The organism is Siccirubricoccus soli (assembly GCF_024178315.1).
Taxonomy (GTDB): Bacteria; Pseudomonadota; Alphaproteobacteria; order Acetobacterales; family Acetobacteraceae; genus Siccirubricoccus; species Siccirubricoccus soli.
The window spans coordinates 1-15,994 of record NZ_JAMZIK010000032.1 but is presented as its reverse complement, the minus strand read 5'-3'; the positions used below and the strand labels follow the sequence as shown (position 1 = coordinate 15,994).

Here is a 15,994-nt window from a genome sequence, read left to right as displayed (position 1 = left end):
GGTCGTGGCGGCCGGAGAGCGCCCCGCCCAGCAGCCCGCCGGCCGCCGCGCCGGTGATGGCGCCCGCCGCGGTGGCGGAGCCGGGCGCGGGCGCGCCGTAGTAGGGCGCGGGCTGGACCTGCACGCAGCCTGCCAGCAGTGCCAGCGCCGCGCCGGCAAGCAGGAATCGGCTCTCGTTCATGGTGCTCCGGGCTCCGGGACGATTGCAGGCAGGGTCGCGCCCGGCTGCGGCCGCTTCAAGGCAGTCTCGACAGCCTGCCGGCTTTGCCGGACAACAGATGCGTGATCGGCGGGGGCGCGGTGGCACAGGAAGCGAGGCTCAGCGAGATCCTCCGCGTTTTCGCCACGCTCGGCATGCTGAGCTTCGGCGGCGGCCTGTCCGGCTGGATCCACCGCGAGGTGGTGACGAAGCGCCGCTGGATGAGCGAGGAGGGCTTCCTCGCCGGCCTGGCGCTCAGCCAGGTGCTGCCGGGGCCGAACAGCGTGAACCTGGCGCTTTATATCGGCCAGCAATTGCGCGGCCTGTCAGGCGCGGCCGTGGCCTTCCTCGGCATCCTCGGCCCGCCCTTCCTGTTCATCCTGGCGCTGGCCCTGGCCTATGGCTGGGGCGCTGGGGTGGCGGGCGTCGGGGTGGTGCTGGGCGGCATGGCGGTGGCGGGGCTGGCCAATTCCCTTTCCGTCGCGGCGCGGGCGGGGCGGCGGCTGCGCGGGGTGCGGGCCTGGGGCATCGTCGCGCTGGTCTTCGTCGCGGTCGGGCTGCTGCGCTGGCCGATGATCCCGGTGGTGCTGGTCGCCATCCCGCTCTCCATCGCGCTCTCCTGGCACGAGCATGTTTGAGCGGCTGCTGGCGCTGATCCTGGTCTTCGCGCCGCTCTCCCTGGTCTCGCTGGGCGGCGGGCCTTCCATCTTCGCCGAGATGCAGCGCCAGGCGGTGGAGGTGCATGGCTGGCTGAGCGCGTGGGAGTTCAACGAGCTCTTCGCCATCTCCCGCGCCGCGCCGGGGCCGGGCTCGCTGATCTCCGCCCTGGTGGGGTGGCAGGCGGCGGGGTTTCTCGGCGCGCTGGTGGCAGCGCTGGCGCTCTACCTGCCGGCCGCGGGGCTGCTGCTGGCGGTCGGCGGCTGGTGGCGGCGGCGGGGGGACAGCCCGGTGCGGCGGAGGATCGAGCGCGGGCTGGTGCCGGTGGCGGTGGGGCTGATCCTGGCGGGCGTGCTGACGCTGATGCGGGCGGATGGGGCAGGGGTGCTGGAGTATCTGCTGCTGCTGGCCTGCACCGCGGCGCTGCTGGGCGGGGCCAGCCCCTATCTGGTGATGCTGGGGGTGGCGCTGCTCTATGCCGGGCTGCTGCGCGGCGGCTGGCTGTAGGCCGCTGTTGACGCACCCCCATCCGCCCCGGCACATAGTTAGCAAGCTTGCTGACAAGAACCCGAGGGATGGAGAGGACCGGCGCCATGGCCGATGAGCCCCGTTACGTCGAACACGCCTTCGATGGCGACGTCCACATCCTGCGAATCGCCAATGCACCGGTGAACACGCTGCGCACGGAAGTGCGGGCGGGACTGCTGCAGGGGCTGCAGGCAGCGGCGAAGCAGGGGGCGCGGGCCATCGTGCTGATCGGCACCGGCCGCGGCTTCTCCGCCGGCGCCGAGATGACGGAGTTCGGCAAGCCGCGGAAGCCGCCCTCGCTGAACGAGGTGTTCGACGCCATCGAGAATTCCCGCGCCCCGGTGGTCGCCGCCATCCATGGCAATGCGCTGGGCGGCGGGCTGGAGCTCGCGCTGGCCTGCCATGCGCGCGTCGCCGCGCCGGGCGCGCAGCTCGGCCTGCCGGAGGTGAAGCGCGGCTTCGTGCCGGGGGCCGGCGGCACCCAGCGGCTGCCGCGGCTGATCGGGCTGGAGGCGCTGCGGCTGATCGTCTCCGGCGACCCGGTGGGGCCGGAGGAAGCGCTGAAGCTCGGCTTCATCGACGCCGTGCTGCCGGGCGACCTGGAACGCGCGGCGGTGGCCTGGGCGCGGCAGCATGCCGGGGACAAATTCACCCTGGCGCGCCACCGGACGGACAAGATCGCCGGCTATGACGCGGCCGCCTTCGACGAGGCGGCGAAGAAGCTGACGGCACGCAGCCGCGGCCAGGAAAGCCCGAAGGGCTGCGTCACCGCCGTGCGCGCCGCCTTCACCATGCCCTTCGACGAGGGGCTGAATGTGGAGCGGGAGCAGTTCCAGACCCTGGTGGCCGGCGAGCAGAGCCAGGCGCTGCGCCACATCTTCTTCGGCGAGCGCGAGGCGGTGCGCATCCCCGACCTGCCGGCGGATGCGAAGCCCCTGCCGGTGAACAAGCTGGTCGTCATCGGCGGCGGCACGATGGGCGGCGGCATCGCCATGTCGGCGGCCAATTTCGGCCTGCCGGTGACGATCGTGGAAACCAGCGAGGAGGCGCTGCAGAAGGGGCTGAAGCGCTGCGAGGCGAATTGGGAGCGCACGGTGAAGAGCGGCCGGCTGTCCCAGGCGGAGTACGAGAAGCGCCGCGCCAACCTCACCGGCACCACCGATTTCGACAAGGCGGTGGGCGAGGCCGATCTCGTCATCGAGGCGGTGTTCGAGAACATGGAGGTGAAGAAGGAGGTCTTCGCGCGGCTGGACAAGGCGGCGCGGCCCGGCGTCGTGCTGGCCTCCAACACCTCGACCCTGTCCATCGACGAGATCGCCAGCGCGACCAGGCGGCCGGAGCTGGTGATCGGGATGCATTTCTTCAGCCCGGCCAATGTCATGCGGCTGCTGGAGAACGTGAAGGGCGCGAAGACCAGCCCGGTGGCCATCGCGACGGCGACCGAGGTGGGCAAGCGCATCGGCAAGCTGCCGGTGCTGGTGGGGAATTGCGACGGCTTCGTCGGCAACCGGATGACTGGCAAGCGCGGCCCGCAGATCGAGAAGCTGCTGCTGGAAGGCTGCCTGCCGCAGGATATCGACCGGGTGATGGAAAGCTACGGCATGGCCATGGGGCCGCTGGCCACCGGCGACCTCGCGGGCCTCGACATCGGCGCGGCGGTGCGCAAGGCGCGCGGCACGGTGGCGCCGGTGGCGGATGCCGTGGTGGCGGCCGGGCGGCTCGGCCAGAAGACCGGCAAGGGCTATTACGACTACGATGAGAACCGCAAGCGCATGCCCTCCAAGGAGGTCGAGCAGATCATCCTTGACCTGGCCGAGAAGATGCAGGTGCGGCGGCGGAAGATCGAGGACCAGGAGATCCTCGAGCGCGTGCTGCTGCCGATGGTGAACGAGGGCGCGCGCATCCTGGAGGAAGGCATCGCCTACCGGCCGATCGACATCGACGTCATCTTCATCAACGGCTTCGGCTGGCCGGCCTTCCGCGGCGGCCCGATGTTCTTCGCCGACCGGCTGGGGCTGAAGGCGGTGCGCGACAAGCTGGCGCATTACGCCGAGGCGACGGGCGACGCCAATCTGAAGCCCGCCGCGCTGATCGAGAAGCTGGCCGCCGAGGGCGGCAGCTTCGCCACCTTGAAATCCGCCCCGAAGGCGGCCTGAGTTCACGGGAGAGAGAGATGGATCTCCGCTTCACCGAAGAGGAAATCGCCTTTCGCAAGGAAGTGCGCGATTTCATCGCCAGGGAGCTGCCCGCGGCAACGCGAGAGCGCATGATCGCCGGCAAATCCCCCACCAAGGAGCAGGTGGTGGAGTGGCAGCGCAAGCTGAACGCCAAGGGCTGGGCCGCCCCGGAATGGCCGAAGGAGGCCGGCGGCCCCGGCTGGACCCTGGCGCAGCGCTACATCTTCCGCGAGGAGCTGCAGCAGGCGCCGGCACCCTCGCCGCTCGGCTTCAACATCAACATGTGCGGGCCGGTCATCATCGAATTCGGCACCGAGGCGCAGAAGAAGCGCTTCCTGCCGCGCATGCTGAACCTGGACGATTGGTGGTGCCAGGGCTTCTCCGAGCCGGGCGCCGGCTCCGACCTCGCGGGGCTCAAGACCCGCGCGGTGCGGGAGGGCGACCACTATGTGGTCAATGGCCAGAAGACCTGGACGACCCTGGCGCAGCATGCGGACTGGATCTTCCTTCTGGTCCGCACCGACCCGAACGCCAAGAAGCAGGAGGGCATCTCCTTCCTGCTGGTGGACATGAAGACGCCCGGCATCACCGTCCGCCCGATCATCACCATCGAGGGTGGGCACGAGGTCAACGAGGTCTTCTTCGACGATGTGAAGGTGCCGGTCGAGAACCTGGTCGGCGAGGAGAACAAGGGCTGGGACTGCGCCAAATTCCTGCTGGGCAATGAGCGCTTCGGCCAGGCCCGGGTCGGCGCCAGCCGGGAGCGCATCCGGCGGCTGAAGGTCATCGCGCAGGAGAGCATGGATGGCGGCCGGCCGCTGATGGAGGACCCGGATTTCCGCCGCAAGGTGACGGAGATCGAGGTCGAGCTGAAGGCCCTGGAGATGACCGTCATGCGCGTCATCGCCACCGAGACCAAGCGGAAGGACAAGAAGCCGGATCCTGCGACCTCCGTGCTCAAGATCAAGGGCACCGAGATCCAGCAGATGTGCTCCGAGTTGCTGATGAAGGCGGCCGGCCCCTATGCCTGGGTGGATGGCGACCCGGAGGGCGAGGGCGACGGCAATGAGGTGGATGTGGCGCCGGACTGGGCGCTCGGCCTTGCCGGCATCTACTTCAACTGGCGCAAGCAGAGCATCTATGGCGGGTCCAACGAGATCCAGCGCAACATCATGGCCAAAGCGTTTCTCGGTCTGTGACGGACCGCGGCTTCGCAGCGGTCCTTGGGGGGCTGTAACGCATCATGGATTTCGATCTGAGCGAGGAGCAGCGGCTGCTCCAGGACAGCGTGGCCAAGCTGCTCGCCGACAAATACGGCTTCGAGCAGCGCAAGGCCTATATGAAGACGAAGGAGGGCTGGAGCACCGAGGTCTGGAGCCAGATGGCCGAGCTCGGCCTGCTCGGCCTGCCCTTCGCCGAGGATGAGGGCGGCTTCGGCGGCGGCGCGGTGGAGACGCTGCTGGTGGCCGAGCAGCTCGGCCGCGCGATTGCGCTGGAGCCCTGGCTGACCACGGTGGTGATCGGCGGCAGCTTCCTGCGGAACGGCGCCTCCGCCGAGCTGCGCGGCGCGCTGGTGCCGAAGATCGCGGCCGGCGAGCTGAAGCTGGCCTTCGCCCAGGTGGAGCGGCAGTCGCGCTACGACCTGTTCGACGTGCTGACCAGCGCGAAGAAGGATGGCAGCGGCTACGTCCTCAACGGCCGCAAGGGCTATGTGGTGCATGGCGATTCGGCGGAGAAGCTCATCGTCACCGCCCGCACCGCCGGCGGGCAGCGCGACCTGAAGGGCATCGGCGTCTTCCTGGTGGATGCCAATGCGCCCGGCGTGCAGCGCCGCGGCTACCGCACCGTGGATGGCCAGCGGGCGGCGGAGGTCGAGCTCTCCGACGTGCGCGCCGAGGCGGTGCTGGGCAACCCGGAGAACGGCCTGCCCCTGGTGGACCAGGTGGTGGACGAGGCGATCGCCGCCCTGGCGGGGGAGGCGGTGGGCGCCATGCAGGTGGCCCACGACATGACCGTGGACTACATGAAGACCCGCCAGCAATTCGGCCGGCCGATCGGCAGCTTCCAGGCACTGCAGCACCGCGCGGCGGACATGCTGGTGGCGCTGGAGCAGGCGCGGTCCATGTCGCTCTTCGCCGCCATGGCGGTGGCGGAGCGGGACCCGGCGGAGCGCCGGAAGTCCATGGCCGCGGTGAAGGTGCAGGTCGGCCGCTCCGCCCGCTTCGTCGGGCAGCAGAGCATCCAGCTGCATGGCGGCATCGCCATGACGATGGAATATGCCTGCGGCCACTACTTCAAGCGGCTGACCGTGAACGACGCCATGTTCGGGGATGCGGACCATTATGTCCGCTACCTCTCGGACACTGGCGGGCTGGTGCAGGCGGCCTGACCCGGAGCTGCATGGCCGCCCCGCGGCCATGCAGCCGGACTCCCGGCAGGCTTCCGGTTCACTGCGCTCACGGCGTTGTAACCAGGATGGCCTTGGCTTGTGATCGCACCGGATGGTATCGGCAGCGGTCACAAGGGAGGAGGGAAGGCCATGCCGCAGCTCGGTCAGGTCGCGCCGGATTTCGAAGCCGACACCACACAGGGCCGCATTCGCTTTCATGAATGGCTCGGCAATTCCTGGGGCGTGCTGTTCAGCCACCCGAAGGACTTCACCCCCGTCTGCACCACGGAGCTGGGCGAGACCGCCCGGCTGAAGCCGGAATTCGACAAGCGCGGGGTGAAGGTGATCGGCCTTTCGGTCGATCCCGTGGAAAGCCATGGCAAGTGGGAGGCGGATATCGCCGAGACCCAGGGCCATGCGGTGAATTTCCCGATGATCGCCGACCCGGAGAAGAAGGTCGCCGGGCTGTACGAGATGGTGCATCCGGAGGCGGACCCCGCCATCACCGTCCGCACCGTCTTCCTCATCGACCCGAACAAGAAGATCCGCCTCTTCCTGGTCTATCCGCCGAGCACGGGACGGAATTTCGACGAAATCCTCCGGGTGATCGACAGCCTGCAGCTCACCGACCGGGCCAAGGTGGCAACGCCGGTGAATTGGCGCCCCGGGGAGCGCGGCATCATCCCGCCGGCGATCTCCGACGAGCAGGCGAAGACCCTCTTCCCCCAGGGCTGGGAGGCGAAGCGGCCCTATCTGCGCTATGTCGAGGTCAAGTAGCGGAAAGCGCCACGCCCCCCGGAAAATCGTTTGCAGGGTAATGGTGGTTGCGGTTCCATAGCGGTGCTTCGCAATTGCAGCGAGACCGGGGGCTGACATGGGTGAATGGTCTGTTGCGCGCCGCCTCCTTCTGGGCGGCGCCGCCACGGCGTTGATGGCGCCACGGGTGGCGCGCACCCAGGGGGCGGGGCAGAGCGGGCCGATCCGCATCGGCGAGATCAACTCCTACTCCTCCCAGCCCGCCTTCCTGCAGCCCTACCGCAATGCCTGGACCCTGGCGGTGGAGCAGGTGAATGCCGCGGGCGGCATCCATGGCCGGCCGCTGGAAACCCTGCACCGCGACGATGCCGGCAAGCCGGAGGACGCCGTCCGCCTGGCCGGGGAGCTGGTGAATGCCGAGCGGGTGGCGCTGCTGGCCGGCGGGTTCCTTTCCAATGTCGGCTTGGCGCTGGCGGATTTCGCCAACCAGAACAAGCGGCTCTTCGTGGCCTCGGAGCCGCTGACCGATGCGATCGTCTGGGGCCGCGGCAATGCCTACACCTTCCGGCTGCGCGCCAGCACCTACATGCAATGCGCCATGCTGGTGGAGGAGGCGGCGAAGCTGCCGGTGAAGCGCTGGGCGACCGTCGCGCCGAATTACGAGTACGGCCAGTCCGCCGTGCGCTGGTTCAAGGAGCTGCTGACCAGGGCGAAGCCGGATGTGAGTTTCGTCGCGGAGCAATTCCCGGCGCTCGGCCGCATCGACGCCGGCGCCACGGTGCAGGCGCTGGCGGCGGCGAATCCGGAGGCGATCTTCAACGTCACCTTCGCCGCCGACCTGACGAATTTCGTCCGCCAGGGCGCGACCCGCGGGCTGTTCGAGCGGCGGCGCGTCGTCTCTCTCCTCACGGGCGAGCCGGAATACCTCGACCCGCTGCAGGATGAGGCGCCGGAGGGCTGGATCGTCACCGGCTATCCCTGGGAGCAGATCAACACGCCGGAGCACAGCGCCTTCCGCGAGGCCTATCGGCGCCGCTTCAACGACTATCCGCGCCTCGGCAGCGTCGTCGGCTACGACACGGTGATGGCCATCGCCGCCATGCTGAAGAAGACGCGCGCGGTGGAGACCGAGCCGATGGTCGCCGCCATGAAGGGGCTGCAATTCCCCTCCGTCTTCGGCCCGGTGGAGTTCCGCGCGCTGGACCACCAATCCACCATGGGTGCCTATGTCGGCCGTACTGTGCTGCGCAACGGCCGCGGCACCATGGCCGACTGGCGCTACGCGGACGGGAAGAACTACCTGCCGCCGGATGACGTCGTGCGGACGCTGCGTCCCCAGGGCTGATCGAGGCCACCCTGCTCGAGAATCTGATCCTCCAGGCCCTCAGCGGCCTGGCGAGCGCCTCCTCGCTGTTCCTCGTGGCGTCGGGGCTGACGGTGATCTTCGGCGTCAGCCGGATCGTCAATTTCGCCCATGGCTCGCTCTACATGCTGGGCGCCTACCTGGCCTGGACGCTGGTGACGAGCCTGCCGCGCGGGCATCTCGGCTTCTGGGGCGGGGTGCTGGGCGCGGCGCTGGCGGTGGGCGTCATCGGGCTGGTGGTGGAGATGCTGCTGCTGCGGCGCATCTACCGGGCGCCGGAGCTGTTCCAGCTTCTCGCCACCTTCGGCGTGGTGCTGGTGGTGCAGGACCTCGCCCTGCTCACCTGGGGGGCGCAGGATTTGCTGGGGCCGCGGGCGCCGGGGCTCCGGGGCAGCGTGGAGATCCTCGGGCTGCGCTTCCCGCTCTACGAGCTGTTCCTGATCGTGGTGGGCCCCGTCGTGCTGGGGCTGCTGCTGCTGCTGTTCCACCGCACCCGCTGGGGCACGCTGGTCCGCGCTGCGACGCAGGACCGGGAGATGGTGGGGGCGCTCGGCGTCAACCAGCGCATGCTCTTCACCTCGGTCTTCTTCCTCGGCTCCGTGCTGGCCGGGCTCGGCGGCGCGCTGCAACTGCCGCGGGAGAGCGTGAACCTGCACATGGATCTTGCCATCATCACCGAGGCCTTCGTGGTGGTGGTGGTGGGCGGGCTCGGCAGCCTCTCCGGCGCGGCACTGGCGGCGCTGCTGATCGGCGAGCTGCATGCCTTCGGCATCCTGGTCTTTCCGAAGATCACCCTGGTGCTGGTCTTCCTGGTGATGGCGGTGGTGCTGGTGGTCCGGCCGCACGGGCTGCGCGGCAAGCCGCAGCCCGCGGCGCATGGGGTGGCGGCGGCGGAGCCGATGATCGGCGCGGCGCCGCCCGCGCTGAAGCTGGCGGGGGCGGTGGCGCTGCTGCTGGCGGTGGCGCTGCCGCCCTTCCTCGGCGACTACGCGCTGACGGTGCTGACGGAGATCGCCATCTGCATCCTGTTTGCCGCCTCGCTCCACCTCATCATGGGGCCGGGAGGCATGGCGAGCTTCGGGCATGCCGCCTATTTCGGCCTCGGCGCCTATGGCGCGGCGCTGGCCGCCACCTGGCTGGGCGTGCCGATGCTGGGCGGGCTGGCGATGGCGCCGGTGCTGGCGGGCATCTTCGGCGTGGTGTTCGGCTGGTTCTGCGTGCGGCTCTCCGGCGTCTATTCCGCCATGCTGACCCTGGCCTTCGCCCAGATCGCCTGGTCCGTCGCCTTCCAATGGGTGGAGCTGACGGGGGGCGACAACGGCATCCTGGGGGTCTGGCCGGATGGGTGGGCGGCACCGAAGCTGGCCTACTACTACCTGGCGCTGGCGCTCTGCCTGGGCGGGACGCTGCTGCTGCGGCGGGTGGTGCATGCGCCCTTCGGCTATGCGCTGCGGGCGCAGCGGGACAGTGCCCTGCGGGCCGAAGCGATCGGGATCGACGCCTTCCGCATCCGCTGGTGGGGCTTCACCCTGGCGGCCATCGCGGCGGGCGTCGCGGGCGGGCTCTTCGCCTATGGCAAGGGCAGCGTCTTCCCCACCTACCTCGCCATTCCGCGCAGCGTGGATGCGCTGCTGATGGTGCTGCTGGGCGGGGTGCAGACGCTCTCCGGCCCGATCGTCGGCGCCATCGCCTATGCCGGGCTGCAGGAACGGCTCATGCGCCTGCTGGAGTATTGGCGACTGGTGCTGGGGGCGGTGATCATCCTGCTGGTGCTGTTCTTCCCGCAAGGGCTGGCCGGCGCCGCCCGCTTCTTCTGGGAGCGGCGCCATGGCGACGCTTGAGGTGGAGGGGATCCAGAAGAGCTTCGGTGGCGTGCAGGCCGTGCGCGGCGTCTCCTTCGCCGTCGAGCCCGGCGAGATGCTGGCGCTGATCGGGCCGAACGGCGCCGGCAAATCCACCTGCTTCAACATGCTGAACGGCCAGTTGCGGCCGGATGCCGGGCGGGTGCGCCTGCAGGGGCGGGACATCACCGGGCTGAAGCCGCGGGAGGTGTGGCGCCTCGGCGTGGGGCGGACCTTCCAGATCACCGCCACCTTCGGCTCCATGACGGTGCGGGAGAATGTGCAGATGGCGCTGCTCTCCCACCATCGCCGCCTTGGCCAGCTTTGGCGGCCGGTGGCGCGGATGGATGCGGCGGAGGCGGATGCGCTGCTGGCGCGCCTTGGCATGGCGGGGCAGGCGGGGCGGCCCTGCGGCATCCTGGCCTATGGCGACCTCAAGCGGGTGGAGCTGGCCATCGCCCTGGCCAACCAGCCCGCCCTGCTGCTGATGGACGAGCCGACGGCGGGCATGGCGCCGCAGGAGCGGGTTTCGCTCATGGCGCTGACGGCGGGGATCGCCCGGGAGAGGGGCATTGCCGTGCTGTTCACCGAGCATGACATGGATGTGGTGTTCAGCCATGCCGACCGCATCCTGGTGCTGGACCGCGGCGCGCTGATCGCCGAGGGCGCGCCCCAGGCGGTGCGCAACGACCCCCGGGTGCGGGAGGTCTATCTCGGCTCCGGCGCCACTTCGGGGCACTGAATGATGCTGAAGGTCTCTGGCCTCTCCGCCCATTACGGCCGCGCCCATATCCTCGAGGAGGTGGCGCTGGAGGTGGCAGCGGGGGAGGTGGTGGTGCTGCTCGGCCGCAACGGCGCGGGCAAGTCCACGACGATGAAGGCGATCATGGGGCTGGTGCCGCCCAGCGCCGGCCGCGTGGAATTCGACGGGGCGGAGATCACCGGGCGGGAGCCCTTCGAGATCGCGCGGCGCGGCCTCGGCTACGTCCCGGAGGAGCGGCGGATCTTCACCGAGCTGACGGTGCTGGAGAACCTGGAGGTGGGGCGCAGGCCGGCACCGCCCGGTGCCACGCCCTGGACGCCGGCGCGGCTGTTCGAGCTGTTCCCGAGCCTCGGGCGGATGCAGGACCGGCCGGGCGGGCGGATGAGCGGCGGCGAGCAGCAGATGCTGACCATCGCCCGCACCCTGATGGGCAACCCCCGCCTGATCCTGCTGGACGAGCCGAGCGAGGGCCTGGCGCCGGTGGTGGTGGAGCGGATGGCGGAGGCGATCGTCACGCTGAAGGCGAGCGGGCTGGGGATCCTGCTCTCGGAGCAGAACCTGCATTTCGCGCGCGGGGTGAGCGACCGGGCGACGATCATCGAGAAAGGGCGGATCCGGTGGAGCGGGACGATCCCGGCGCTGCTGGAGGCGGAGGAGGTAAGGGAGCAGTACCTTTCGGTTTGAGGGGGACTTTGTCCCCCTCAAGCTCCCCCTACCAAAGGCCGAAGGGCCTTTGGAAACCATGAGTCTGGGCGCGTCGGTTCGAACAGCCGACTCAAGGGTTCCAAGGGCCTTTCGGCCCTTGGCGGGGTGAGTTTGAGAGGGGCAGAGCCCCTCTCAAGGCGTCGCCCACAACACGCACCTCGTCGCCGATGGCCAGCATCGCCGCGACCACCAGCCCCCGCTGCACCAGCCGCTCCGCCACCGCCTCCCCGGCCTCCAGCGCCGCTGCCACAACATCCTCCGGCAGCGCGCCCACCTCCACCGTCACCGGCAGGTCGCCCAAATCGCTGTCCGGGTCGAGGCTCACCGCCGGGGCGCGGCGGATCGCCGGGTGCTCGGCATTCACCGCATTGGCGATCACCGTCGCCGCCGCATCGGCCTGCGCCGCACCGGCCGCCAGCACCGTCACCGCATCGGCGATGCCGAGGGAGAAGCTGCGCCCCGGCCAGCCGCTGGTGGCAATGCCGCGCACCGGATCGGCGGCAGTCAGGCGCACCAGCCCCTCCGGCAGGGCATGCTCCAGCCGGCGCACCAGGCCGATTCGCAGCGTCTCGCCCGGCGCGAGAAAGACCGCGATGTCGCCGCCATTGTTGACATGGGCGGTGCCGAGGCCCGGCACGCTGGCGATGGCGGCCAATACCTCCTCCGCCACCGCGCCGGCGACGGCGGCCATGGGGGTGATGATGCCGGCGCGGTAGGGCCAACAGGCGTCCAGCATGCGCCGCGCCACCCGGCCGCGCAGCGGCGGCGGATCGGCGCCGAGCGGGGTGCGCAGCAGGGGCAGCTCCGCCACCAGCCCGGCCAGCAGCCCATCGAAGGCCCGGACGGCACGGTGCCGGGCCTCCTCCATGGCGGCGCGGGTGCCTTCCAGCCCGATCACCAGGTCGATCGGGCCTTCCTGCAGATGCAGGCGGCCATCGGGGAGGACGGCGGTTACGGCGCTGGCCACGGGTTCTCCGCCCGCCAGGGTTCGTGGCGTGCCGCGGCGCCATAGGCCGCCAGCACCTCGCCGAGCGGCACTGCCTGCGCCGCATGGCCGCCGAGCCGCGCATAGCGCGCGGCATCGACGGTGAATTCGATGGGCGCCACCAGCGCCGGGGTCGGCACATAGCCGAAGGCGCCTTCGGGCACCTTCAGCACATCCGCCATGATGGTGATGCCGCCGCCGGGCCAGAGCGTGGCCGGCGCGCCGCCGATGGTGACGCGGACGAGGGATTGCTGCACGGCGCGGGTCAGCAGCACGGGGTTTTCGGTCACGCCCGCCCGGAGAGAGCCGCCGGCGCCGGCCATGAAGAGGATGGAGGTCAGCGCCGGCTCGCAATTCTCGCCGATGCGCTCGACGGTCTGCAGCACCGCGGGCGGCGTCCTCGCCGGCACGGGCCGGAGGTTTTCGTCCAGTTCCAGATACAGATGGTCCTCGCCCGTGGTGCTGGTGAGCAGCAGGCGAAGGCCGGGCCAGGCCAGCTTCGGGTCGATGCTCTCGATGATGGCGAGCGGGTCGGTGATGTCCGTCCCGCCCCAGCCGGTGCCGGGATGCGCCACCTGGAAGTAGCGGCCGGGGGTGGAGCGGCGGCCGCGCACGCGGATGCCGGTGGGGGGCACGTCCAGGCATTTGCCGGCCTGGTGCTCGGACAGCACGCCGGTGATGTGATCGTCCACCACGATCACCTCATCCACATGGCGGTGCCATTGCTGGGCGAAGATGCCGATGGTGGCGGAACCGCAGCCGACGCGCATCCGCTGCTCCGGCACGCCGTTCACGATGGGCGCGGCGCCGGCCTGCAGCACCAGCGTCGCGCCGCCATCGATGCTGACCTCGACGGGCTTCTTCTCGCACAGCGCCAGCATGGCGGCGCAGGTGGTGTTGCCTTCCTTCTTGCTGCCGCCGGTCAGGTGGCGGACGCCGCCGAGGGAGAGCATCTGGCTGCCATATTCGGCGGTGGTGACATGGCCGATCTGCTCGCCATCGACGCGCACGGCGGCGGTCTCCGGCCCCAGATGGCGGTCGGTGTCGATCTTCACCTTCAGCCCGCAATAGCTGAAGATGCCCTCGGTCACGACGGTGACGGTATCGACGCCGTCATGCCGGCTGCCGACAATGAAGGGCGCCGGCTTGTAGTCGGGATAGGTGGTGCCGGCGCCGATGGCGGTGACGAAGGTGTCCCGCTCGGCGAGGAAGGGCACGGTCTCGCCGCCCTGCTCCAGCGTGCGCTCCAGCAGCACCAGCGGGTCGACCCGGACCAGCGCGCCCTCCTGGTTGGCGTAGCGGCTGCAGGCGCCGCTGCGGCCGGGGCGGATGCGGCAGAGGACGGGGCAGGCATCGCAGCGGACGATGCCCTCATTGCCCTCCCGCGCGCCGAAGATGGCAGTGCGATCGCGCGCGGCGGGCAACGGCGACGGGCCTGGCGCGGTGCCGCCATCCTCGCCCGCCATGCTGCCGGCGGTCATGCGGTCGCCCGCGCCGGCATCCTCCAGGCGGCCCGGCACAGTCGCCTCATCCATGGCGCGGGGCGTGCCGGGAGTCTCCATGCTCATCGCCGCGCCTCCCGGATGGCTGCCAGCACGCGGTGGGGCAGGGCGGGGGCCTTGGTGATCCAGGCGCCGGTCGCGTGGTTGATGGCGGAGAAGATGGCCGGCGCGGTCGGCACCAGGGCTGGCTCGCCGATGCCCTTGGCCCCGAAGGGGCCGAGCGGCTCGCGGTCCTCGATCAGCAGGCACTCGATCTCCGGCACGTCGCCCACCGTCGGGATCAGGTAGTCGTGCAGGTTCTCGGTGCGGCCGGGGAGGTATTCCTCCATCAGGGCAAGGCCGATGCCCTGGGCGATGCCGCCATGGATCTGCCCCTCGACCAGGGTCGGGTTGATGCTGCGGCCGACATCATGGGCGGCGACGATGCGCTCGAGATGCACGGTGCCGAGCTCCATATCGACCGCGAGCGCGGCGAGCTGCGCGGCGAAGCCATAGGTGGCGTAGGGCACGCCCTGGCCATCGGCGTCGAGCGGCACGGTGGGCGGGTCGAAGCGGCCGATGCCCTCCAGGGTTTCCTCCAGCGGCAGCGGGCGGCCATCGACATGCAGGATGCCGGCGCGCAGCTCCAGCCGCGCATCCCCGCCGGCATTGGCGCGCAGCAGGATCTGCCGCCGCAACGCCAGGGCGGCTTCCTGCGCGGCGCGGCCACTGACGAAAGTCTGGCGGCTGGCGCTGGTCTTGCCGGCGTCGAAGGTCAGGTCGGTGTCGTAGAGGACGAGGTTGATGTCGGCGGGCGGCAGGCCCAGCGCCTCGGCCACGATCTGCAGCAGGATGGTGGTGCTGCCCTGGCCGATATCGACGGCGCCATTGTGGAAGGTGACGCCCTCCTTCCCCAGCGTGACCCGCATGGTGGAGGGGTTGGACATGCCGGTATTGCCGATGCCGTACCACATGCAGGCGATGCCGACGCCGTGCCGGCGCGGGCCGGCCGCGGCATTGCGGGCGGCGGCCGCTTCGCGCAGGGCATGCCAGCGGGGGCGTAGCGCCTCCAGGCAGGCGACCAGCCCCACCGAATGCGTCAGCACCTGGCCGGTCGCCGTCGCATCCCCCGCGCGCAGCGCGTTGCGAAGGCGGAATTCCAGCCGGTCGAGGCCGGCGGCATCGGCGAGGCGGTCCCACAGCGCCTCCTGCGCGATGGCGGCCTGGGGCACGCCGAAGCCGCGGAAGGCGCCGGAGGGTGGTTGGTGGGTGAGGATGGCGCGGGCGCGGGTGGCGACGGCGGGCACCCGGTAGGGCCCCATGGCCTGCACCGGCACGCGGCCGGCCACCGTCGGTCCCCAGCTCGCATAGGCGCCGGTGTCGTAGAGCCCCTCGAAGGCGAAGCCGGTCAGCCTACCCTCGGCGTCGCAGCCGGCCCGGGCGGTGATGCGGGCGGGGTGGCGCTTGGTGCTGCTGGCCATGCTTTCCGGGCGCGTCCAGACCGCCCGCACCGGCCGGCGCAGCAGCCAGGCCGCCACCGCCAGCATGGGCTGCACCGAGGCATCCAGCTTGCCGCCGAAGCCGCCGCCGCAGGCGGAGGGGATGATGCGCACCCGGTCCTGCGGAATGCCCAGCACCCCGGCGACCTCGTCCAGGTCCATGTAGGGGGCCTGGGTGGTGGCGAAGACCTCAATGCGGTCGCCGACAACCTGCGCCCAGCCGGCCTCCGGCTCGATATAGGCGTGCTCGACGAAGCTGGTCTCGAAGCTGCCCTCGGCGGTGAAGGCGCTGGCGGCCAGCGCCGCCTCGGCATCGCCCTGGCGCAGGCGGCCGGTGGCCAGCACATTCTCCGCCCAGCGCGCATGCAGCAGCGGGCCGGCGAGCGCCGCCTGTGGTTCAGTGAGGGCGGGCAGCACCTCCCAGCTCAGGGGCAGCTCCTCGAATCGCACCGCCTCCACCGCGGCGCGGCTGCCGACCAGGGCGGCGATGCAGTCGCCCCGATACCGCACCAGGCCGTCGCAGAAGACCGGCTGGTCCTTGATGTCCGGATAGACGCCGAAGCCGTTGCGGCCTGGGACATCCGCCGCGGTCAGCACCCGCGCCAGCCCGGGATGGCGGGCCAGCAGCGGGGCGCAATCGCCGAGGGTGAA

General features: G+C 70.6%; 13 protein-coding genes and 1 pseudogene. 10 read left to right on the top strand and 4 right to left on the bottom strand.

Going from position 1 to position 15,994, the window contains the following annotated elements; translation table 11 throughout:
- Window positions 1-181 (bottom strand): annotated as a pseudogene (locus NJ376_RS06150) (hypothetical protein); the annotation flags it as partial.
- A gap of 101 nt (window positions 182-282) precedes the next feature.
- Here NJ376_RS06150 and NJ376_RS06145 point away from each other — a divergent pair.
- The 10 genes from NJ376_RS06145 (at window position 283) to NJ376_RS06100 (ending at window position 11,357) form a co-directional block, all read left to right on the top strand.
- On the top strand, window positions 283-837 hold the full coding sequence (locus tag NJ376_RS06145) for a chromate transporter (RefSeq protein WP_252952356.1): 555 nt from the start codon (window positions 283-285) through the stop codon (window positions 835-837).
- A complete protein-coding gene (locus NJ376_RS06140) occupies window positions 830-1,363 on the top strand; it encodes a chromate transporter (protein WP_252952355.1) in 534 nt (177 codons plus the stop codon). The genes NJ376_RS06145 and NJ376_RS06140 overlap by 8 nt, the downstream gene beginning before the upstream one ends.
- 86 nt (window positions 1,364-1,449) lie before the next feature.
- Window positions 1,450-3,540: a 3-hydroxyacyl-CoA dehydrogenase NAD-binding domain-containing protein gene (locus NJ376_RS06135; protein WP_252952354.1), complete on the top strand. Its 2,091-nt coding sequence runs from the start codon at window positions 1,450-1,452 to the stop codon at window positions 3,538-3,540.
- Between the two features lie 17 nt (window positions 3,541-3,557).
- A complete protein-coding gene (locus NJ376_RS06130; RefSeq protein ID WP_252952353.1) occupies window positions 3,558-4,760 on the top strand; it encodes an acyl-CoA dehydrogenase family protein in 1,203 nt (400 codons plus the stop codon).
- Between the two features lie 44 nt (window positions 4,761-4,804).
- A complete protein-coding gene (locus NJ376_RS06125) occupies window positions 4,805-5,950 on the top strand; it encodes an acyl-CoA dehydrogenase family protein (RefSeq protein WP_252952352.1) in 1,146 nt (381 codons plus the stop codon).
- A 150-nt stretch (window positions 5,951-6,100) separates the two neighbouring features.
- Complete coding sequence (locus NJ376_RS06120; RefSeq protein ID WP_252952351.1) at window positions 6,101-6,727, top strand: peroxiredoxin; 627 nt, start codon at window positions 6,101-6,103, stop codon at window positions 6,725-6,727.
- A 97-nt stretch (window positions 6,728-6,824) separates the two neighbouring features.
- The gene (locus tag NJ376_RS06115) at window positions 6,825-8,051 is read left to right on the top strand and encodes an ABC transporter substrate-binding protein (RefSeq protein ID WP_252952350.1); all 1,227 of its coding nucleotides are present in this window, start codon (window positions 6,825-6,827) and stop codon (window positions 8,049-8,051) included.
- Between the two features lie 74 nt (window positions 8,052-8,125).
- Window positions 8,126-9,910 carry an ABC transporter permease gene (locus tag NJ376_RS06110; protein ID WP_252952349.1) on the top strand — a complete coding sequence of 595 codons (1,785 nt, stop codon included), beginning with the start codon at window positions 8,126-8,128 and terminating at the stop codon, window positions 9,908-9,910.
- Window positions 9,897-10,652, top strand: coding sequence for an ABC transporter ATP-binding protein (locus tag NJ376_RS06105; RefSeq protein ID WP_252952348.1), 756 nt, complete (start codon window positions 9,897-9,899; stop codon window positions 10,650-10,652). Before NJ376_RS06110 ends, NJ376_RS06105 begins: the two co-directional genes overlap by 14 nt.
- The gene (locus tag NJ376_RS06100; RefSeq protein ID WP_456309030.1) at window positions 10,653-11,357 is read left to right on the top strand and encodes an ABC transporter ATP-binding protein; all 705 of its coding nucleotides are present in this window, start codon (window positions 10,653-10,655) and stop codon (window positions 11,355-11,357) included. It begins immediately after the preceding gene.
- Window positions 11,358-11,448: 91 nt separating this feature from the next.
- Here NJ376_RS06100 and NJ376_RS06095 read toward each other — a convergent pair whose 3' ends face one another.
- The 3 genes from NJ376_RS06095 to NJ376_RS06085 form a co-directional block, all read right to left on the bottom strand.
- Window positions 11,449-12,345: a UPF0280 family protein gene (locus NJ376_RS06095; RefSeq protein WP_252952347.1), complete on the bottom strand. Its 897-nt coding sequence runs from the start codon at window positions 12,343-12,345 to the stop codon at window positions 11,449-11,451.
- The gene (locus NJ376_RS06090) at window positions 12,330-13,931 is read right to left on the bottom strand and encodes a 6-hydroxynicotinate reductase (RefSeq protein WP_252952346.1); all 1,602 of its coding nucleotides are present in this window, start codon (window positions 13,929-13,931) and stop codon (window positions 12,330-12,332) included. The genes NJ376_RS06095 and NJ376_RS06090 overlap by 16 nt, the downstream gene beginning before the upstream one ends.
- On the bottom strand, window positions 13,928-15,994 hold a 2,067-nt coding region (locus NJ376_RS06085), incomplete at its 5' end, for a xanthine dehydrogenase family protein molybdopterin-binding subunit (RefSeq protein WP_252952345.1). The genes NJ376_RS06090 and NJ376_RS06085, both read right to left, overlap by 4 nt.